General features: G+C 38.6%; 15 protein-coding genes and 1 riboswitch. Of the genes, 10 read left to right on the top strand and 5 right to left on the bottom strand.

From position 1 onward, the window contains the following. The first annotated feature begins 22 nt into the window (after nt 1–22). The gene (locus tag AC1DUW_RS07660; RefSeq protein WP_477642290.1) at nt 23–913 is read left to right on the top strand and encodes a UDP-glucose dehydrogenase family protein; all 891 of its coding nucleotides are present in this window, start codon (nt 23–25) and stop codon (nt 911–913) included. A 650-nt stretch (nt 914–1,563) separates the two neighbouring features. On the opposite strand, the gene AC1DUW_RS07655 is transcribed toward AC1DUW_RS07660, so the two are convergent. Continuing rightward, a complete protein-coding gene (locus AC1DUW_RS07655; protein ID WP_053344883.1) occupies nt 1,564–2,388 on the bottom strand; it encodes an MBL fold metallo-hydrolase in 825 nt (274 codons plus the stop codon). A gap of 611 nt (nt 2,389–2,999) precedes the next feature. After that, nucleotides 3,000–3,106: riboswitch (SAM riboswitch) on the top strand. A 65-nt stretch (nt 3,107–3,171) separates the two neighbouring features. On the opposite strand from AC1DUW_RS07655, the gene AC1DUW_RS07650 reads away from it, so the two are divergent. The 3 genes from AC1DUW_RS07650 to AC1DUW_RS07640 are packed head-to-tail and all read left to right on the top strand — an operon-like array spanning nt 3,172 to nt 5,718. Then, entirely contained in the window at nt 3,172–4,188 is a 1,017-nt protein-coding gene (locus tag AC1DUW_RS07650; protein ID WP_477642289.1) for a methionine ABC transporter ATP-binding protein, read from the top strand. After that, complete coding sequence (locus AC1DUW_RS07645; protein WP_477642288.1) at nt 4,175–4,843, top strand: methionine ABC transporter permease; 669 nt, start codon at nt 4,175–4,177, stop codon at nt 4,841–4,843. Before AC1DUW_RS07650 ends, AC1DUW_RS07645 begins: the two co-directional genes overlap by 14 nt. Before the next feature lie 53 nt (nt 4,844–4,896). Further along, the gene (locus AC1DUW_RS07640) at nt 4,897–5,718 is read left to right on the top strand and encodes a MetQ/NlpA family ABC transporter substrate-binding protein (RefSeq protein ID WP_053344880.1); all 822 of its coding nucleotides are present in this window, start codon (nt 4,897–4,899) and stop codon (nt 5,716–5,718) included. 242 nt (nt 5,719–5,960) lie between these two features. On the opposite strand, the gene AC1DUW_RS07635 is transcribed toward AC1DUW_RS07640, so the two are convergent. After that, nucleotides 5,961–6,206, bottom strand: coding sequence for a DUF1450 domain-containing protein (locus AC1DUW_RS07635; protein ID WP_053344879.1), 246 nt, complete (start codon nt 6,204–6,206; stop codon nt 5,961–5,963). Nucleotides 6,207–6,448: 242 nt separating this feature from the next. On the opposite strand from AC1DUW_RS07635, the gene hppD reads away from it, so the two are divergent. From hppD to AC1DUW_RS07615, 4 genes are read left to right on the top strand one after another with little or no spacing between them, the layout of a single operon-like run. After that, a complete protein-coding gene (hppD, locus tag AC1DUW_RS07630; protein ID WP_053347980.1) occupies nt 6,449–7,570 on the top strand; it encodes a 4-hydroxyphenylpyruvate dioxygenase in 1,122 nt (373 codons plus the stop codon). A 59-nt stretch (nt 7,571–7,629) separates the two neighbouring features. Further along, complete coding sequence (locus AC1DUW_RS07625; RefSeq protein WP_053344878.1) at nt 7,630–8,574, top strand: hypothetical protein; 945 nt, start codon at nt 7,630–7,632, stop codon at nt 8,572–8,574. Further along, a complete protein-coding gene (gene fahA / locus AC1DUW_RS07620) occupies nt 8,571–9,863 on the top strand; it encodes a fumarylacetoacetase (protein WP_053344877.1) in 1,293 nt (430 codons plus the stop codon). Before AC1DUW_RS07625 ends, fahA begins: the two co-directional genes overlap by 4 nt. Before the next feature lie 45 nt (nt 9,864–9,908). Then, entirely contained in the window at nt 9,909–11,066 is a 1,158-nt protein-coding gene (locus tag AC1DUW_RS07615) for a homogentisate 1,2-dioxygenase (protein WP_053344876.1), read from the top strand. Nucleotides 11,067–11,328: 262 nt separating this feature from the next. On the opposite strand, the gene AC1DUW_RS07610 is transcribed toward AC1DUW_RS07615, so the two are convergent. Next, a complete protein-coding gene (locus AC1DUW_RS07610) occupies nt 11,329–13,737 on the bottom strand; it encodes a penicillin acylase family protein (RefSeq protein ID WP_477642287.1) in 2,409 nt (802 codons plus the stop codon). A 659-nt stretch (nt 13,738–14,396) separates the two neighbouring features. Between AC1DUW_RS07610 and AC1DUW_RS07605 the strand changes: the two genes are divergently transcribed. Then, nucleotides 14,397–15,284 carry a PucR family transcriptional regulator gene (locus AC1DUW_RS07605; RefSeq protein ID WP_477642286.1) on the top strand — a complete coding sequence of 296 codons (888 nt, stop codon included), beginning with the start codon at nt 14,397–14,399 and terminating at the stop codon, nt 15,282–15,284. A 131-nt stretch (nt 15,285–15,415) separates the two neighbouring features. Continuing rightward, a complete protein-coding gene (locus AC1DUW_RS07600; RefSeq protein ID WP_053344872.1) occupies nt 15,416–16,561 on the top strand; it encodes an ABC transporter ATP-binding protein in 1,146 nt (381 codons plus the stop codon). Nucleotides 16,562–16,654: 93 nt separating this feature from the next. Here the strand turns inward: AC1DUW_RS07600 and AC1DUW_RS07595 are convergent, their stop codons facing one another. Together AC1DUW_RS07595 and fumC are read right to left on the bottom strand one after the other, a co-directional pair. Continuing rightward, a complete protein-coding gene (locus AC1DUW_RS07595; RefSeq protein ID WP_477642285.1) occupies nt 16,655–16,897 on the bottom strand; it encodes a hypothetical protein in 243 nt (80 codons plus the stop codon). A 108-nt stretch (nt 16,898–17,005) separates the two neighbouring features. Beyond that, nucleotides 17,006–18,388 (bottom strand): class II fumarate hydratase, encoded by a 1,383-nt coding sequence (gene fumC / locus AC1DUW_RS07590; protein WP_053344870.1) that lies wholly within the window; start codon nt 18,386–18,388, stop codon nt 17,006–17,008. Between the last annotated feature and the right edge of the window lie 344 nt (nt 18,389–18,732).

Genomic DNA, 18,732 nt, shown 5'->3' with positions numbered 1-18,732 from the left:
ATCAGCAGAAAAAGTATCATAGATTGCGGAACCCTCTCTTAAAAACTCGGGTTCCGCAATCTATGATACTTTTTCTGCTGATCGGATTGTTATCGGGTCCGATTGTGAAAAAGCAGCATCTATCATTGAAGAAATTCATAGACCTTTCGGGAGAACTATTTTTATTACGGATCTATTAAGTGCGGAAATGATTAAATATAGTTCAAATGCTTTTTTGGCAACTAAGATCAGTTTCATTAATGAAATCGCAAACCTTTGTGAAAAGGTGGGTGCCAACATAGAAGAAGTAGCACATGGAATGGGTCTAGATTTTCGAATAGGAACCCAATTCTTAAAAGCAGGAATTGGATTCGGGGGCTCTTGCTTCCCTAAAGACACTCGTGGTCTAATTCAACAGGCTACTGAAGCTGGGCAATCACTTGAAATTCTGGAAGCAGTAATAAAGGTAAATAAACAACAAAAGTATTCGTTAATGAATAAAGCAAAGCAACGTTTTGGTAACTTAAAAGACAAAAAGATTGCAATATTAGGATTGGCATTTAAACCGAATACAAACGACGTACGTGAATCAATTGCCATTGATATAGCTTCAGAGCTAACTATGCAGGGAGCATTGGTAACGGCTTATGATCCATTAGCACTTGAAGAAGCAAAGCAAATTTTGGGAGAAAAGATTCAATATGCTTTATCCATAGAGGAAGCTATAACAAATACAGACATGGTTTTTATAGCTACTGATTGGGATGAATTCAAAGATTTCCCCCTAGAAAAATATGAAATGTTAATGAATCATCCAATTATTTTTGACGGAAAAAATAGTTATTCCTTAGATGAGATTTCTGAATATAATATTGAATATTATTCAGTAGGCAGACCATTTCATAATATAAGTAATTTTTATAACCTGAAATAAATCAAAAAAGAACTAACCCTAAGACAGAATAATTAATTTGAAAAAGCACCTGCGTTCTTAGGCAGATGCTTTTTTGACGAGTCTCTTCTATTGTTTTTTTATTATATGAAACAAAAGGACACATGTCCTTAATTAAGGATTATGCCTACCTTTTGATTTAACCTAGATCGACTACACATTCTTGAATATATATTAACTCTCAAAGATGCCCGTCTCTAGCATTATAAGGAGCCCTCACTCGTTAGTTTCACTAAAGCTATCCTTTATCATTTTTTGTTCCTATCATTAAGCCGTGTAGACCGCCCGACAAAGAGAAAATAATAATGTGGTCTCCAATAGCGTTTAATAATGGCTTTTTAAGCAGAAGTCCAAATAGTCCCCCTATTTTTTCTTCATTATTTCACGTAATTCCTTATTACTTTTGGCCTGAACTATACAGAAAAGAGTGTCCCTTCATTTTTTGAAGAAACGCAAGATGATAGCTAATTAACCAAATAACCTTTTTTTATGTTTTGAAGCCCACAGCAACCATTTAGGTTTCGCTAGTTGATCTGGATTTAAAGTGCCCACACTACGTTGCGCCAATGGCTGATTGCGAATACATCCGCGGCTGTTATTCTCTTCCATAACATCTAATTGATGACATTTTTTTATGTTACTCCATTCTCCTCTGTAATCAACACATTTCCGTTTAATATCGATGTGATAATATGCTCCGAATCCCATTCGTGGCCAGATATCTCGATAAGCGGATATTGATTCGGCAAAACAATTTGCTGGATTTCATGAACTGCCAAGCCTTGATTATGCAATCGTAAAATTTCACCACTCAGGTTTTCCAGATAGTCCAGCTTTCTTTGAAACATTTCCTTCCCATTTGGGACATGCCCGGCATGACAACAAAAAACCTCTCCAAAATCATATTGAAGTAATCTATTTATAGAATCGATGATGACAGGGACAGATTCTTCCCGTAAAACAAGCTTTGTTTTCGGTGTAACGAATAGGTCACCTGAAAACAGCATGCCATTACTGTGATTCAAATACACCATATGGTCCTTAGCATGACCTGGGGTAAAGATTGGCTCCCACGTTTGGGTACGGGAATGAACAGTCCTCCCCAACGGCTCAGCTTTGAAGCCATCTCTCCTTCCCCAAAAAGCTTTGCGATAATCTGGATATTCAGCATCCTTCGCACATACATCAATCGACATCGGATGAATATAAATTGGAACTTTTCTATGTTCTTGTATCCAGGCGGCACCGCCAGTATGGTCCTCATGATAATGCGTTAGCGCCACTAAATCGAAGTCGGCTGATTCATAGAAAGGGATAAGTTCTTCCAATAAAATTTGGGCTGCCGTATCAATCAATAGGCCGTCTGTTAAAAAAGCATATACACTCATCCCCGACTTTATTCCTTCAGGGGTCCCTTGTACACAAACCACATCATTTATCGTCTTAATCTCTAGCATGGCTTCCCTCCTCATCAATTGTATAAAAATAGTTTAATATCCTATTTACCCCTTGTTCATTACAATAAATGTAATATTCCTCCATACTTTTGACAAGCAAATAGTATTTTCCTAGCAAAGACCCGTTGTATATTTTCCGGTAGAATCAAGGCACTGTTTGAAACCATTGTCATTGATTTAAGGTATTCTATTATGCAACGAAGAAAAGAAACAGCAAAAATCTGGCTTCGGTTAAAAGGAAGTTGTTAAGAAAGGGTACTCCGTATTTAAGTTTGGGCGATAAAAAAGCTAAAGCATTCATGATACAGACTTTGAAACAATACTTTCCTGACAAAAACTTCACGTAATTATTAAAAAAAATCGACAAACTGCTAAAAAGAACGAAGCTTTTCTTACAAAAACCTTGAAAAAGAATGACTTTACGACCATTAACGATGGATGATTCCATTACCCCGATTCGAAAAGAGGGAATTATCAAATACTAGATTTACCCTTTAAAAAATTAATTCACCTGAAAGTTATTCTAAAATTACAGAAATGATTGACAATGTGTGAATTTACAAATAATATAGATTATATTAGAAAACTTGTAATATTCCAAAATAATAATTTACTTATCAAGAGTGACTGAGGGAACAGGCCCTGTGATGTCCGGCAACCGCCCCAATCGGGAACGGTGCTACTTCCTGCAGAATGATTACATTCTGAAAGATAAGACGAAATAATTTCGCTGCCTCTTTCTGAATGATAGAGGCAGTTTTTTATGTTTAAGGGGGAAGGCTCATGATTGAAATCCGATCAGTCCGAAAGGAATACATATCGAAAAATACCCGAGTTGTCGGAGTGGATAACGTATCTTTGACAATTCAGACTGGTGAAGTTTATGGGATTGTTGGCTACAGCGGAGCCGGAAAAAGCTCATTAATACGCTGCTTAAATTTGCTTGAACGTCCGACAAAAGGAAATATCATTATTGACGGTATTGACTTAACGTCTTTATCAGGCAAAGAGCTTCGAAAACAACGACAAAAAACCGGTATGATATTTCAGCACTTTTCCTTAGTCAGTTCCAAAACCGTTTTTGAAAATGTTGCTTTCGCCTTGAAAGCCGCACACAAATCAAAGGGCGTCATCAAAAGTCGCGTTCTAGAGCTGCTGGACATAGTTGGGCTTAGTGATAAAAAGGATGTCTATCCGGCCCAGCTCAGCGGAGGTCAAAAGCAACGGGTCGGTATAGCGCGAGCCTTAGCCAATAACCCTACTGTACTATTATGTGATGAAGCGACTTCTGCCCTTGATCCAACAACAACAAAAGCGATTTTACAGTTATTAAAAAAGATTAGTCGGGAACTTGGTATCACTATAGTATTGATTACCCACGAAATGGAAGTAGTCAAAGAACTATGCCATCGAGTCGCTGTCATGCAGGATGGCAGGATTATCGAAGAAGGATCTGTTTATGAGATATTTTCACAACCAAAGCAGCAGTTGACGAAGCAATTCATCAGCAGTGTATTGGATTTTGAGCTTCCCTCACACTTAATTGAGGAAAGCAAAGGAACGATTATTCAAATTCAATTTGAAGGGCCCACCGCCGGTGAATCAATTCTTTCCGATGCTCTACAAAAGTATTCAGTAAAGGGAAATATCTTGCACGGCAAAATTGAATATATTCAGGATGTTCCATTAGGAATCTTAATCATTGAATTAATTGGTGAGGCTGCTGAAGTTCAATCGGCACTGGAATATATAACAAATCGGACCAGTTCTGTGGAGGTATTGAAACATGTCACTGTTTGATTCCGTCGTCAATATTTTACCTGACCTTAATAAAGCCTTTCTCGAAACAATCTATATGGTTGGAATCTCCCTTGCGGTAGCCCTTCTAATTGGTTTACCTCTTGGAGTATTGCTGTTTACAACGACCAAGAATTTAATCTTTGAAAATAACGTCGTGAATCGATCTCTCGGTTTCGCTGTCAATATTGTCCGTTCAATCCCGTTTATCATTCTCTTAGTCGCCCTCCTTCCTTTAACGGATTTGCTTACTGGATCAACGATAGGGCCAAGAGCGGCTTCTGTTTCCCTATCTRTATCCGCGATACCTTTTTTTGCAAGAATCGTTGAATCGGCATTACGCGAAATAGATAAAGGTGTGATTGAAGCTGCAATTGCTGTAGGTGCCACTCCATGGATGATCATTAAGGATGTACTTCTTCCTGAGGCAAAACCGGGAATCATTCAAGGGTTGACGTTAACGACCATTTCACTTATCGGTTACTCAGCGATGGCTGGGACAATCGGTGGGGGCGGAATTGGTGACCTGGCCATTCGGTACGGCTATTACCGTTATGACAACACAGTCATGATCACGACAATCGTCGTGTTAATCTGCCTTGTACAAATCATTCAAATGGTTGGTGACAAGGCCTCATACTTAGTAAACAAACGATAGAATCAGTCATTTTAACAATGATTTAATACAACATATTACAGGAGGAATTTCAAATGAAAAAAATAGCTTCTTTATTATCTGTTTGCGCACTATCCCTTGGCTTGGCAGCTTGCGGAAGCGATGATGCTTCCCCAAAAACTGAAGACAAAAAAGAATTGAAAATCGGAGCAACTACCGGTCCTTACGCGGATATGGTAAAAGAGGCCATCAAGCCAGGCCTAGAAGATCTTGGCTACAAAATAGAAATCGTTGAATTCACTGACTATATCCAGCCAAATAAATCGCTTGGCAACAATTCAATCGACGCCAACCTTTTCCAGCACAAAGTGTATATGGATAACTTCGCAAAAGAAAATGATTTAGAGCTTTCTGACCTTGTTATTGTACCGACAGCACCAATGGGTATATACTCGAACAAATATAAATCGTTGAAAGACATTAAAGATGGTACATCACTAGCCCTACCGAACGATCCAGTTAACCTTGCACGTGCACTTAAAGTCCTAGTAGATGAAGATTTAATTGAAGTCAAGCCAGATGTCGATCCCTTAAAAATATCTGAAAAAGATGTAACAAAGAACCCAAAAAACATTCAATTCAAACCATTAGAATCGGCTCAATTGCCTCGTGCAACAGACAGCGTTGACCTATCAGCGGTCCCAGGTAACTTCGCTCTTGCAGCAAAAATGGATCTCCAAGATGCCCTTGTTTTAGAAAACATGCCGGATATGTATCGTAATGTTGTTGCTGTGAATACAAAAGATGTAGATGCACAATTTGCTAAGGATATTAAATCAGTAGTTGAATCAGACAAGTTTGAAGAAGTAATCGATAGCAAGTTTGCAGGCTTCGGAAAACCAGATTGGATGAAATAAGAAACCAAACCAAAAAATTCAAGGCCTGCTCCCTTTTTGGGAACAGGCCTTGAATTTTTCCCATCATATAAGCGAAGATATCAATCAATGCAATTAATAAGCATTTGTAGTAGGGTTTTACATATATTTTATCATAGATGGATGCTCTCTGAAGGTTCGCATGTTTCTCGGGGAAAACAATATAATGATATATTGTCAATCAAAGCAATAATCAATTATTCCTACTTTCATATTCTCGTTGTTCACACAGTGTCTCCTTGTTTAAGCCTAGCTACATATTCTTCAATTTTTTCGAGAAGTTCAACTGGATCGTTTGCGACAATGTTTACACCATTCACAACTGCAAACGGCTGCATTAAACATTGTCCGCAATACAACAAGCATCTATCCTCAATAACCTCTAGACCGCTACACTCCATTAATTTATCTTTCATAGTTTCCAACTCATCTTCGAAGTTACTAGGGCAGAACTTTACACTAATTTTCATATCTAATTCCCCTTTTATTTAGTTGCTAACATTTTAAGTAGATATACAAAAAATGTGCAAGAGTACACCTAAACGCAAATATGTTTTATCGCGTTAAAATGTTGCTACCATGATGGTCAACCGCGGTAAAACACATATTTGCGCGGTGAATTTTTATGTATTATGATGTGAACTATTACAGGCGGAAAATTAAGAAAATTCAGCTTATTTACGTTGAAAAAAATGATAAAGGAGCGGTAAATATGACTAAAAAAACAGTTGGATCTTCTAAAGCAAAGAAAGAGGAATTGTTTCCGGTTAAGAGTGTCCATTACGTAGAAATCTATACTGGGAACGCAAAGCAGGCTGCTTATTATTACGCAAACGCTTTCGGATTCAAGCTTATAGCATATAAAGGACTAGAAACAGGCTCCCGTGACCGTGTATCTTACGTTATGGCACAGGGCACCATCCGATTGATTTTAACAGGTACTCTATCAGACAGCACAGATGTGGCTGAGTTTATTAAAACTCATGGCGAAGGAGTAAAAGATATCTCCCTTCTCGTAAAAGACCTAGAAAAAACTTATGCGGGTGCTATTGAACGCGGTGGCATCGCTCTTCGAGAACCATGGGTGGAAGAAGATGAAAATGGGAAAGTAAGAAAGGCAATCTTAGGCACATATGGGGATACGATTCACACGCTTGTTGAGCCAATCGATTATAAAGGTGGATTTCTGCCAGGTTTTAAAGCTTGTGAGGACAACTTTGGAGCTCAACCTTCAGGCTTAATCGGTGTTGACCACCTTGTTGGTAATGTGGAAGTAATGGACGAATGGACAAATTATTATGAAAAAGTATTCGGTTTTACTGTTCTGAAACATTTTGATGATGAAAACATTTCGACCGAGTACTCAGCCCTAATGTCAAAAGTTATGATGAATGGAACAGGACGCATTAAGTTCCCGATCAATGAACCTGCTGTAGGAAAACGCAAATCTCAAATTCAAGAATTCCTAGATTACTATAATGGTCAAGGTGTTCAGCATCTTGCCCTTTTAACAAACGATATCATCACCACAGTGGCCACACTAAAAGAAAATGGTGTTGAGTTCTTAAAGACTCCTGACACTTATTACGCAGACCTCGCCAATCGTGTAGGGGAYATTGATGAAGATGTGAAACGACTTCAAGAACTTAATATCCTTGTAGACCGTGATGATGAAGGGTACTTGCTCCAAATTTTCACAAAACCATTAGTTGACCGTCCAACTATGTTTATCGAAGTCATTCAGCGTAAAGGTGCACTTGGTTTTGGCGATGGAAACTTTAAAGCATTGTTTGAATCGATTGAACGCGAACAGGAACTTCGTGGAAATATTTAATATGAACCGGCCATCTGGCGTAATACCCAGTATGGCCTCCTATTATAGGAGGTGTGAGGTTGTTGTTAACAAAAGTAAATGGAATGTGGAAAGAGGAAGCGCTCAGTCATTTTATGACCGAACTTATTGATTATGCAGGCCTGTTTCCACCAAGTGCACTTCCGCTTCCAGAAGCAATTTCAAATTATCATGCATATATCCATGATTCAGACAGCTGGATGCTTGGTCCATTTGTTATTCCCGCTTCACGACTGAGTGAACTCGAACCATATAAAGATCAATTTAATGATCAATATCCACTTCGATTATCTGTTATTTTAACGAAACCCCTAGAAATTGAAACGGCTATGGGAGATATTCACCTTTTTTTAGAAACATATAAAACAGCTGGTACCATTGAGGCGATCGAAGTTCCGCTTCCAGAAAAAGTTGATTCTTCTTTCTTAGAGAAACTTGAAAAACAAACAGCCAGTTATCCGATTTATTGTGAAATAACAGGAACGATTGATCAACTTCCATACACATTGGATACTATTCGCTTGATCAATCAAAAATCTTTGAAAAGTATTGGTATTAAAATGCGCATGGGCGGCATTACATCGGATTTATTTCCTTCTGTCGAACAAGTAGCGATTGTTATTCATGAATCTCGAAAAAGAAATCTAACTTTAAAATTCACAGCGGGTCTGCATCATCCAATCCGCCAGTATCGAAATGAAGTGGAAACAAAAATGCATGGCTTTGTTAACGTATTTACAGCAGCCCTTCTTTCCTACTGCCATTCAATAGACAGCAAAATCATTGAAACCATTTTGCTGGATGAGGATCCAACACACTTTTCATTTACACCAGACACGCTTTCTTGGCAGAGTTTATCTATCAGTTCTTCCGAAATCAACAAAGCCCGCACTGTCTTCGCTGCTTCATACGGAAGCTGTAGCTTTGATGAGCCGCGTAAAGAACTTGGTGAACTGACTATTTTTAATGGGGAGGCACCACGATGAAATATTCTTTTATCGAAACAACACCGGAATCACATTTTCCGATTCAAAATTTGCCATATGGTATCTTTCAATTCAAAGACAAAGGCCCGCGTGCCGGTACAGCCATTGGTGAATATGTTCTTGATTTATCTGTAATTGACGATGCCGGGCTGTTAAAGGGGACCGGTGCAGAAGAAAAGAATGTCTTTTCCGCTTCTTCACTCAATCTATTTATGGAACTCGGCCGTCCCGCCTGGACTTCTGTACGTAAGAAATTACAATACCTTTTGGATGCGAACACGCCTGATTTACGTGATGATGAAGAACTTCGTTTAAAAGCGTTCCACCCATTGAAAGATGTAGAGATGCTACTTCCTGCAAAGATAGGAGACTATACAGACTTCTATGCCTCAAGAGAGCACGCAACAAATGTGGGGACTATGTTCAGAGGAAAAGATCATGCACTCATGCCAAACTGGACACACTTGCCGATCGGATATCATGGACGGTCCAGTTCTATCGTTCCAAGTGGTACAAAGGTGCGGCGCCCTTCGGGACAGCGCAAACCAAAAGATGCAGATCCAGTATTTGGTCCATCTATTCAGCTTGATTTCGAACTTGAAATGGGTTGGTTTATTGGACCTGGCAACCGCCCTGGAGAACCAATTCCAGTTAATCAGGCTGAAGATCATGTTTTTGGGCTAGTTCTCGTGAATGACTGGAGTGCACGTGATATTCAAGCATGGGAGTACCAGCCTCTTGGACCATTTAATTCTAAGAATTTCGCTACATCAATCTCTCCTTGGGTTGTGCCGCTAGAAGCACTAGATCCTTTTCGCACACCTGGGCCGCAGCAGGAACCGGAGCCGTTTCCATACTTACAGCAAACAAAAGACGGCGCATTCAATATTAACCTTGAAGCTCATTTGACACCAGAAAACACAGAACAATCAACCAAAATTACGAATACAAATTTTAGCTATCTGTATTGGTCGATTGCTCAACAGGTGGCTCACCATACCATTACTGGATGTAATCTACGCCCTGGTGACATGCATGCATCTGGTACTATCAGCGGTCCTAACCGTGAAGAACGTGGCAGCCTGCTTGAACTTTCATGGCGTGGCACAGAGCCGCTTAAACTTAACAGCGGCGGTAAACGAAGCTGGATTGAAGATGGAGACAAGTTGACTATCAGTGGCTGGTGCCAAGGAGATGGATATCGAATTGGTTTTGGTGAAGTAAGCGGTCAAGTTTTGCCGGCCCTTTCAGAGGCAATGATTTTAGGTACGCAAAACGTGAAGAAGTAGCACCTATATATAAAAGATGACAGCAACGGAAAAGGAGTTTAGTCAATGACACATTATGTTAAAATGGGCCGCATTCCACATAAACGTCATACTCAGTTTCGTAAGGACGATGGAAGCCTATATTATGAGCAATTGATGGGCACGAAAGGTTTCTCGAGTATTCAGTCACTCATTTATCATATCAATCAGCCAACACAAGTTAAGAAAGCAGCAAAAATTCGTGATGTTCATTATGAACTTGAAGAAAAAGATGCGTTAATACATCGTCATTTCCGGACCTGGAATACAAATGTAGGCGGTGATTTTCTAGAAGCCCGCAAAATTTTCCTGGCTAACGATGATGTAGCTCTCGGTGTTGCACGCCCTAATAAGCAGATGGATTATTTTTATCGGAACGGTGAAGGTGACGAATTGTTGTTTGTTCATGAAGGCACGGGCAAGATTGAAAGTATTTTCGGCGATTTAAGTTTCGGACCTGGTGACTATCTTGTCATTCCAATAGGCACAACATATCGTGTAGTTTTAGAGTCAAAGGAAGCTAGATTTTTCATTGTTGAATCAAATTCCTCTATTGTTCCTCCAAAGCGCTATCGCAATGAATTTGGCCAACTCCTTGAGCATTCACCTTATTGCGAGCGTGATTTCCGGACACCAGAAAAACTGGAGCCGAAAGATGAAAAAGGAGAATTTGAAATACGAGTGCGAGCACAAGGTATGATTACATCCTATACGTATGATTTTCATCCGCTTGATGCGGTAGGATGGGATGGTTACCTCTTTCCTTATGCGTTCAGCATTCATGATTTTGAACCGATAACAGGGCGCGTTCATCAGCCACCGCCAGTACATCAGACGTTCGAAGCGCATAATTATGTTGTCTGTTCATTTGTGCCGCGTATGTATGATTACCATCCAGAAGCCATTCCTGCTCCTTATGTCCACAGCAATGTGGACAGTGATGAGGTTCTATACTATGTTCATGGTAACTTCATGAGCCGTCGAGGTATTGAAAAAGGCTCTCTTACCCTTCATCCAAGCGGTTTGCCACATGGGCCGCATCCAGGCAAAATTGAGGCAAGTATCGGTAAAAAAGAAACACAGGAACTAGCCGTCATGGTCGATACATTCCGTCCCTTGTATATCGTAAAGGACGCACACGATATAGAAGATGAAGAATATATGAGCAGCTGGCTGGCAAAATAATTGCTGATAATATCTTAATACCTTACTGAATCTATCATGCACATGATTGAGCATCTCCCCAAATAGATCGATTCTCCCATTATTCTTAATATATTGCCGGAGTAAGATTTCCCCTTGCCCCGGCGTTTTGTTTGTAACCTACTTTTGAAAGTGTCATTACAAGTGGGGATTACAAAAATGACCCCGATTCAAAATCGAGGTCACAGCATCAATAGTATAGGCTCTTTATGCTTGAATGATAGGTTATTCAAATCGTTACTTTCTACTTACTCATATTTAATGCGCTAACATTTTTAGCTGCTTTATTAATATCTTTCTTGTTAAAAAAGTATGGCTTGAATTTCCATTCGGCGAACATAACTAGTTGGTCATCATAGTGGTCACTTAGCGTTCCATCTTTTTTTACAAATCCAATTTGACCAGGCGGTGTGATGTTAAAGCCACTCGGCCCTGTCGGAGTCATTTCAATATAATGATTTTCACTTCCACGATTCATTTCAATAATTGGAGTCATTGAGCCATACCCGTGGGGAATACCAATCAATGATTTTTCACCAAAAGTCATCGTTTTTATAGGCATACTCCATTTTTCTGCTTTTAACCCTTTTTCTGATTGCAATTTAGCAAGTACTTCGTTTGTGCTTTCCATTATTATTTTTTCCTGATCTACGTTCACCCATTTATAGTTTGTAGATTCCTTGCTTAATATTTTATATGCTAATGAAGCCCCATAGCGATGATCGGTAATTTCTTTCGTTATTCCATAGAAGTCTCCCAATTCGTCCATAAAGAGTTTATCATGGAGATTATTCCACCATTCATCAAAGAATGCCGCAATCCCTGCATCATAATATCCATCTTTATTTTCGTCTTCTTTTAGATTATTCCATTCTTCCAGTTTTTTAATTAAATAGGTATAGTTCCCGTTGGTTGATTTATTCTTGTCCAACACATCAATCAATAACGGTTTAAAGAGGTTTGCTCGAAGCTGTGCAAAGCTTGCCGTATAATTAATTTCATTAATATCCTCTAATGTAACTTTCCCTCTCGCTTCCATCCCATTGATATATTGTTGGACTCGATTATCCTCTCCCCAATAATAACTATATTCACCATTTACCCACTCTTTAGAAGGCTTATTGTTCCAATTAACTACATAGCCATTCTTCGGATTGATTACATGAGGGTTCTCTTTAAAAGGAATAAAACCTTTCCACTCATATTCTCCTGTTCCTGGTGTAGGGATTCTTTCATCAATTTTGCTGTTTCTTACTGGATATCTCCCTACATGATAATACGCTATATCACCTTTCTTATCCGCATAATACCAATTCAAAGACATCGTATATTCACTAGCTGCATTCTCAAAGTCTTTTAAGTTTTTTGCCCAATTCGCTTTCATGTAAGCCGACATGCTTTGGGCCTCAGTTCCACGGAAAGACCACGACTTACTGTATGCCACGTTATTTGTTTCATCTCTACTAATTACAGGCCCATGTACTGTCCGATAATAAATCTTTTCTACTGTTTTCTTTTCTCCATTGTCTCCTTTGACTGTGAAAGATTCCTTCCTCTTTTCCATGTCTCTCCACTTCCCTTTGTATAAATACTGGGAAGAGTTCTTCGCATTCAATTTTTCCTCAAAGATATCGGTTACATTTCCGTACCCAGCTGTAGCACTTAGAGCAAAGTGATTGTTGGCTCCGAACATGATGAAAGGATAGCCTATGAATCCTGAACCTTCCATATCAAAACCTGGCGCATGCAAACCTACCTCGTACAAAAATCCAGGAGCAACAAATCCTACTTGTGGTCCACTGAATAATAAAGCATTTCCTGTTGCAGATTTCTCGGAACCGACTATGGCGGCATTACTGCCTATCTTTAACGGTAATCCAAGTTCTTCAGATGATTGGACAAAATTCTCCCTTTCCTTTCCGACTTTTTCAGAAGCTTTAATTACAGCTGAAGACATTATTTGAAGGGTTTGAGAAGACGAGTCTCTTTTTGGTTTCCCCTCACTTACAATGCTTGTAGGAGCGCTAGGATCATTTTTCCACACTAAATCATCAAACATTTTCCGGGAAACTTCTGTCCCATATTCATCTTCTAGCTTTGCAAGTATCTCTGCGTTTTTTAACTCCTGGTGATTATCCATAAAATAGGTCATGGATACCATATAAACACGGACAACATCTGTTGAAGTCCATTTTTGCGGTAAAAACTGATATTCATGAAACTCCTTCGAAAGCTTATCATCTGGATCTTTTAAAGCTTCATTTACATAACGTGAAATACCTTCAGCAAATTTTGCTATTAATTCTTTTGGCTGACGATCCAGACCATCAATCATTTTTTTAATTTCTTTATTACTATATCCATCTCTTCTGGATTGCTCATCTTTTGAAAGATAACCCTCTCCAAAAATTTCTGAAACGGTCCCCTCATTTCCGCGACGGAACATTTCCAACTGAAATAGTCGATCCTTTGCCATAACATATCCATACGCTTCATATAAATCTTTTTTATTTTTAGCGTATAAATGGGGTACTCCAAAATTATCACGTACTACTTTGACCCCTTCATTCTTATCCTCCCCAGCAAAAACTAGATTTTGAGGAAAAATGAAAACAAATAGGATTATGACTGATATTAGCCACTTCGTCTTCATAATTACATTTCCACCTCCACTTTTTATAACACTTATATCACGAATCATAACCTTACCGTTATACTAATTCAAGATAATATTTAAATATTTAGAACTTTCAGGAATATATTATTAGTTTTTATCTTACTCTATCCAACTTTTGTTCTAAATCCCTTAGTCATGTGAGTATTCCTTTAATTTCAGCTAATATTTTATTATATTAAAATATAAAATTCTCCAAAATTTACAGCCAAATTAGCCTTATTATTAATTCAGAGAGGTATGAGAAAATAGCTCATATTATTAAAGAAGGAACTTCTTCCTTCGTCTTTGACTGCATAGGTCAAAATAATTTTGCCGGTAACTTGATCGCTTCTGATTTGAATATGACATTTATAAGGAATCATGTTTGCAAGGTTGCAAGAAAATCATACGTTGAAAAACAGTGTGTTTCACAAATTACATAATAAAAGCAATACGACCATTTCCTCCGTCCATTTGGGTTTATTGGTGTAATTTAAGGTATAGAATCATTACTTCGAAAAAAAACTATTAAAATAGCTTGAAAATCAATGTCCTTGTCCTATTGTTTTTCTAATAACTTGTAATACCATTGTTTCTTTTCCACTTTATTCTTTTTCGCTATAATGAGATAGATAGTGAGAAAGAAGGTGAACACGATGCTTGAAAATCTTAAACAAAAATTTCCAAACGCTCTTTCCAATATACAAGATACGAAGAACATTACTTCTTATATTTGGTTTGAAGACTCTATTGGGAGCACAATCGGTATTCCCCGTTCAGAAATTTCGGCCGAGGAAATCCGTTTGTTGGAACTACTCTTTACTCCTTTATTTTTCCAAAATAAAATTAACACGTTTCCTCACACACCATGGAATACTTTTTTATTCGAACCTAATGCACCCTTGCCTTTAACAAGCTGGGAGAATGTCCGGTTTATCCACTTTAATCTGACTCATGCTGATTTTTCGCACTCCCATTTCGAGGATGCCTTCCTCGCATTTGTCCCATCTGATTCAGTCTTGATCTGGGAAAATGAAAAGGCGGGTATTTTAATTGAAACAGACACAGATGAGTCGTTATCAAAAAATGAACTGCTTGCTATTTCAACCACGCTTGAGAGTGATTTTTATGTTAAGACTCGAATGTTTACCGGTCGCTTTCACCCTGTAAACCAAGAACTCCCTTATCACAGAAATCAGGAGAATAAGTGTTTTGACCTGGCACAATTGCATTTGCCAGATTTAAAAGTGACTGATTTGGCCGACATCATTCCTCACTCACTGATAAGTGACCAATCTGCAACGAGTAAAACTTGGTATATCAATGAAATACTCGGTAAAACCATGAATGATACTGAACTAATGAAGACGATAAAAACGTATATTGAGTGCAATTCCAATGCAACCTATGCCGCAAAGCAACTTTATATACATCGAAACAGCCTACAATACCGAATAGATAAATTCACTGAAAAAACTGGACTCGATATTAGAAACTTTCCGCATGCCTTGGCTGCTTACTTAATTCTTTTGCTAAATGATTAACTATTATTTGCAAAGTTAACAAAGGAATTATTATCCTTTTTTGTGCAGTGTGCCTATACTTTTTTCCAATTTGATAGATTAGACTATAGTTATTGGTACAAGTAATTAGGAGTTTAAAAGGGGGAATTTTCATGGCAGAGTTAGTATTAGATCATATATTTAAGGTTTATGATAAAAAAGAAACAGCTGTTAAAGATTTTAACCTTCGTGTGGCCGATAAAGAATTCATTGTTTTCGTGGGACCGTCCGGTTGCGGGAAATCGACGACTTTACGGATGATTGCCGGACTTGAGGACATTTCCCAAGGAGATTTATATATAGACGGCAAGCGGGTCAATGATGTCCCACCAAAAGATCGTGATATTGCGATGGTTTTTCAGAACTACGCCTTATATCCTCATATGTCCGTCTATGACAATATGGCATTTGGATTAAAGCTCCGTAAAACGCCAAAAATGGAAATCAAGCAGCGGGTCAATGACGCAGCAAAAATCCTCGGTCTCGAAGACCTTTTAAATAGGAAGCCGAAAGCACTTTCAGGTGGACAACGCCAGCGTGTGGCACTCGGTCGTGCAATTGTACGAGACGCAAAAGTTTTTTTAATGGATGAGCCATTATCAAATCTTGACGCCAAACTCAGGGTTCAAATGCGTGCTGAAATCGCAAAACTACATAAACGACTGGACACTACAACAATTTATGTCACTCATGATCAAACAGAAGCAATGACCATGGCCACACGACTTGTTGTTATGAAGGACGGTATCATCCAACAGGTCGGCGCACCAAAAGACGTGTACGAGAAACCAGTGAATGTCTTCGTGGGTGGTTTTATCGGATCTCCAGCTATGAACTTCTTTACCGGAACATTAAAAGAAGGCATCATTAAAATTGGGGAGCAAACGCTTGAAGTACCCGAATTGAAAATGAATACATTGCGTGATCAAGGCTATATCGGAAAAGAAATTATCCTTGGCATCCGTCCAGAGGATTTCCATAATGAAGGAGCTTACATCAAGGAGTCTCCAAACACTACATTCACGGCTCAAGTCGATGTAGCTGAACTCATGGGCGCCGAAATTATGCTCTACTCGACATTCGCTGGCCAGGACTTCGTCGCGCGCATCGATGCCAAAAACATCATCCAAGCAGGCGATAATATTGAACTTGCTCTCGACATGAATAAAGCCCACTTTTTTGATAAAGGGTCCGAGCAACGCATTTTTGCTGAAGGAGAATCACAAATGGAGTATGGCTTGAAGTTACTTTCTAATTAAATTTCATATCAAAACAAAGACCCGTTCATATGAATGGGTCTTTGTGCGTATATTTCAGCTAAGGTCTTGAACTCTACTATATCTATAAAAAATCTATTCCTGCACAAGTACCACTTCATCATGTCCACATTTAGTGCAGTTCATGATGTGTGGACATTGACCTTTTTGGAGCGATTGCGGGTATCCATCGTTCTGCTTAAGTGTGTCTATATCCATGTATGCACTGTATGAATCAGCATAATCCATGAATTTTCCTTTATCATCAAGATCACTGCCACATTCCGGGCAATTCACATGAATTTTTCTGAGGCCGTTGCAAAGCGGGCATAAAGCCATTGTATTCCCTCCTGTTCTAGAAACTTATATACTCAGTATTTGTTTATTCTATTATTTTAACACCTTAAACACCCTCCCTAAAAACAGCGGGAGGGTGATCATAAGCAATTATTTATTAACCATGTTAGCAGGATCTACCCATGCTTTAAATTCATCATCAGTCAAGAATTCCAATTTCAACGCTGCTTCTTTTAATGTAGAGTTGTCTTTGAATGCAGTTTTGGCAATTTTAGCTGCTTTTTCATAACCGATATGTGGGTTCAATGCTGTTACTAGCATAAGAGAACGGTCAACATTTTCTTTGATTTTATCTTCATTTGCTGTGATGCCTACTGCACAATTATTGTTGAAAGAGTGAATGCCTTCTGTCAATAATTTAACAGTTTGTAGGAAGTTATAAATGATAACTGGTTTGAATACGTTCAATTCGAAGTTACCTTGGCTTGCTGCAAAGCCGATTGTTGCATCGTTACCAACAATTTGTGTCGCAATCATTGTTAGCGCTTCACTTTGTGTTGGATTTACTTTACCTGGCATGATAGAGCTACCTGGCTCGTTTTCAGGAATAGCGATTTCACCGATTCCGCTTCTTGGGCCGCTTGCCAGCCATCTAACATCGTTCGCAATTTTCATTAAGTCCGCTGCTAATGCTTTTAATGCGCCATGAGCGTAAACAATTTCGTTATGACTTGTTAATGCATGGAACTTATTATCCGATGTTACGAAAGAATGTCCTGTATCCGCCGCGATTTGTTTTGCAGAAAGTCCTGGAAATTCTTTTTTCGTATTGATCCCAGTACCTACAGCTGTACCGCCTAGTGCTAGATTCAATAGTTTTTGACTGCTTTCTTCAATCATCACTAAGTCTTTATCAAGCATCGCTTTCCAACCAGAGATTTCTTGACCTAAAGTTAGTGGTGTTGCATCTTGAAGATGTGTACGTCCAATTTTCACAAGATCCCAGAATTCTTTTTCTTTTGCTGCAAAAGTATCACGAAGTACTTTAATCGCCGGTACTAATTTTTCAGCAACTTCCATATAGGCTGCAATATGCATAGCCGTTGGGAATGTGTCATTAGAGCTTTGCGCCTTGTTGACATCATCATTTGGGTGAAGGGTTTCGGACTCACCGTTTTCTTTTAACCATTCATTCCCTTTGTTAGCGACCACTTCATTCACATTCATATTACTTTGCGTGCCACTGCCTGTTTGCCAGACCACAAGGGGGAAATGTTCATCAAGTGTACCTTCTAGAATTTCGCCACAAATTTTAACGATGGCATTCTTTTTCACTTCTGAAAGATCACCAAGGTCATAGTTCACTTTAGCTGCCGCTTGCTTTACATATGCAAACGCACGGACTAATTCAATCGGCATTTTTTCATTACCAATTTTGAAGTTGTTACGGCTTCTCTCGGTTTGTGCTCCCCAATACTTATCAGCAGGAACTTTCACTTCACCCATCGTATCTCGTTCGATTCTGTATTCCATGTGTTCTCCTCCTATGTTTGCACTATCCACCGAAAACCTTATGTATATGAAATGAATAATGACATATTATTAATTCTCTCTATTCATTGTACAAATTTTATTATTTTAAAGCAAAAAAACTGAACAAAACCTTCCCTATATTTCAGAAAATCCATTTAATTAAACAAAGTCTTTTAAAGAATCTCAACACCTTATACCATCGGTTTCCACAATATTTTAGGGGTTTTTTATTGGACCAATCATGTTTTGACAACGCTAGTCCTAATTAACCAATAAAGAATTATCAAGCAATATTTTCCCAGAATGTTCTTGACAGCACTATATATATATAGTAAATTCAAAAG

Source organism: Peribacillus sp. P4_C12, assembly GCF_056402095.1.
Note: the sequence above shows the minus strand (reverse complement) of the source record. Positions and strands in the feature narration are given on the sequence as shown.

Coding starts and splice junctions, on each gene's coding strand:
- AC1DUW_RS07655 (WP_053344883.1), bottom strand. CDS start 2,388: ATGCTAGAGATTAAGACGATAAATGATGTGGTTTGTGTACAAGGGACC.
- AC1DUW_RS07650 (WP_477642289.1), top strand. CDS start 3,172: ATGATTGAAATCCGATCAGTCCGAAAGGAATACATATCGAAAAATACC.
- AC1DUW_RS07640 (WP_053344880.1), top strand. CDS start 4,897: ATGAAAAAAATAGCTTCTTTATTATCTGTTTGCGCACTATCCCTTGGC.
- AC1DUW_RS07635 (WP_053344879.1), bottom strand. CDS start 6,206: ATGAAAATTAGTGTAAAGTTCTGCCCTAGTAACTTCGAAGATGAGTTG.
- fahA (WP_053344877.1), top strand. CDS start 8,571: ATGAAATATTCTTTTATCGAAACAACACCGGAATCACATTTTCCGATT.
- AC1DUW_RS07615 (WP_053344876.1), top strand. CDS start 9,909: ATGACACATTATGTTAAAATGGGCCGCATTCCACATAAACGTCATACT.
- AC1DUW_RS07610 (WP_477642287.1), bottom strand. CDS start 13,737: ATGAAGACGAAGTGGCTAATATCAGTCATAATCCTATTTGTTTTCATT.
- AC1DUW_RS07605 (WP_477642286.1), top strand. CDS start 14,397: ATGCTTGAAAATCTTAAACAAAAATTTCCAAACGCTCTTTCCAATATA.
- AC1DUW_RS07600 (WP_053344872.1), top strand. CDS start 15,416: ATGGCAGAGTTAGTATTAGATCATATATTTAAGGTTTATGATAAAAAA.
- AC1DUW_RS07595 (WP_477642285.1), bottom strand. CDS start 16,897: ATGGCTTTATGCCCGCTTTGCAACGGCCTCAGAAAAATTCATGTGAAT.
- fumC (WP_053344870.1), bottom strand. CDS start 18,388: ATGGAATACAGAATCGAACGAGATACGATGGGTGAAGTGAAAGTTCCT.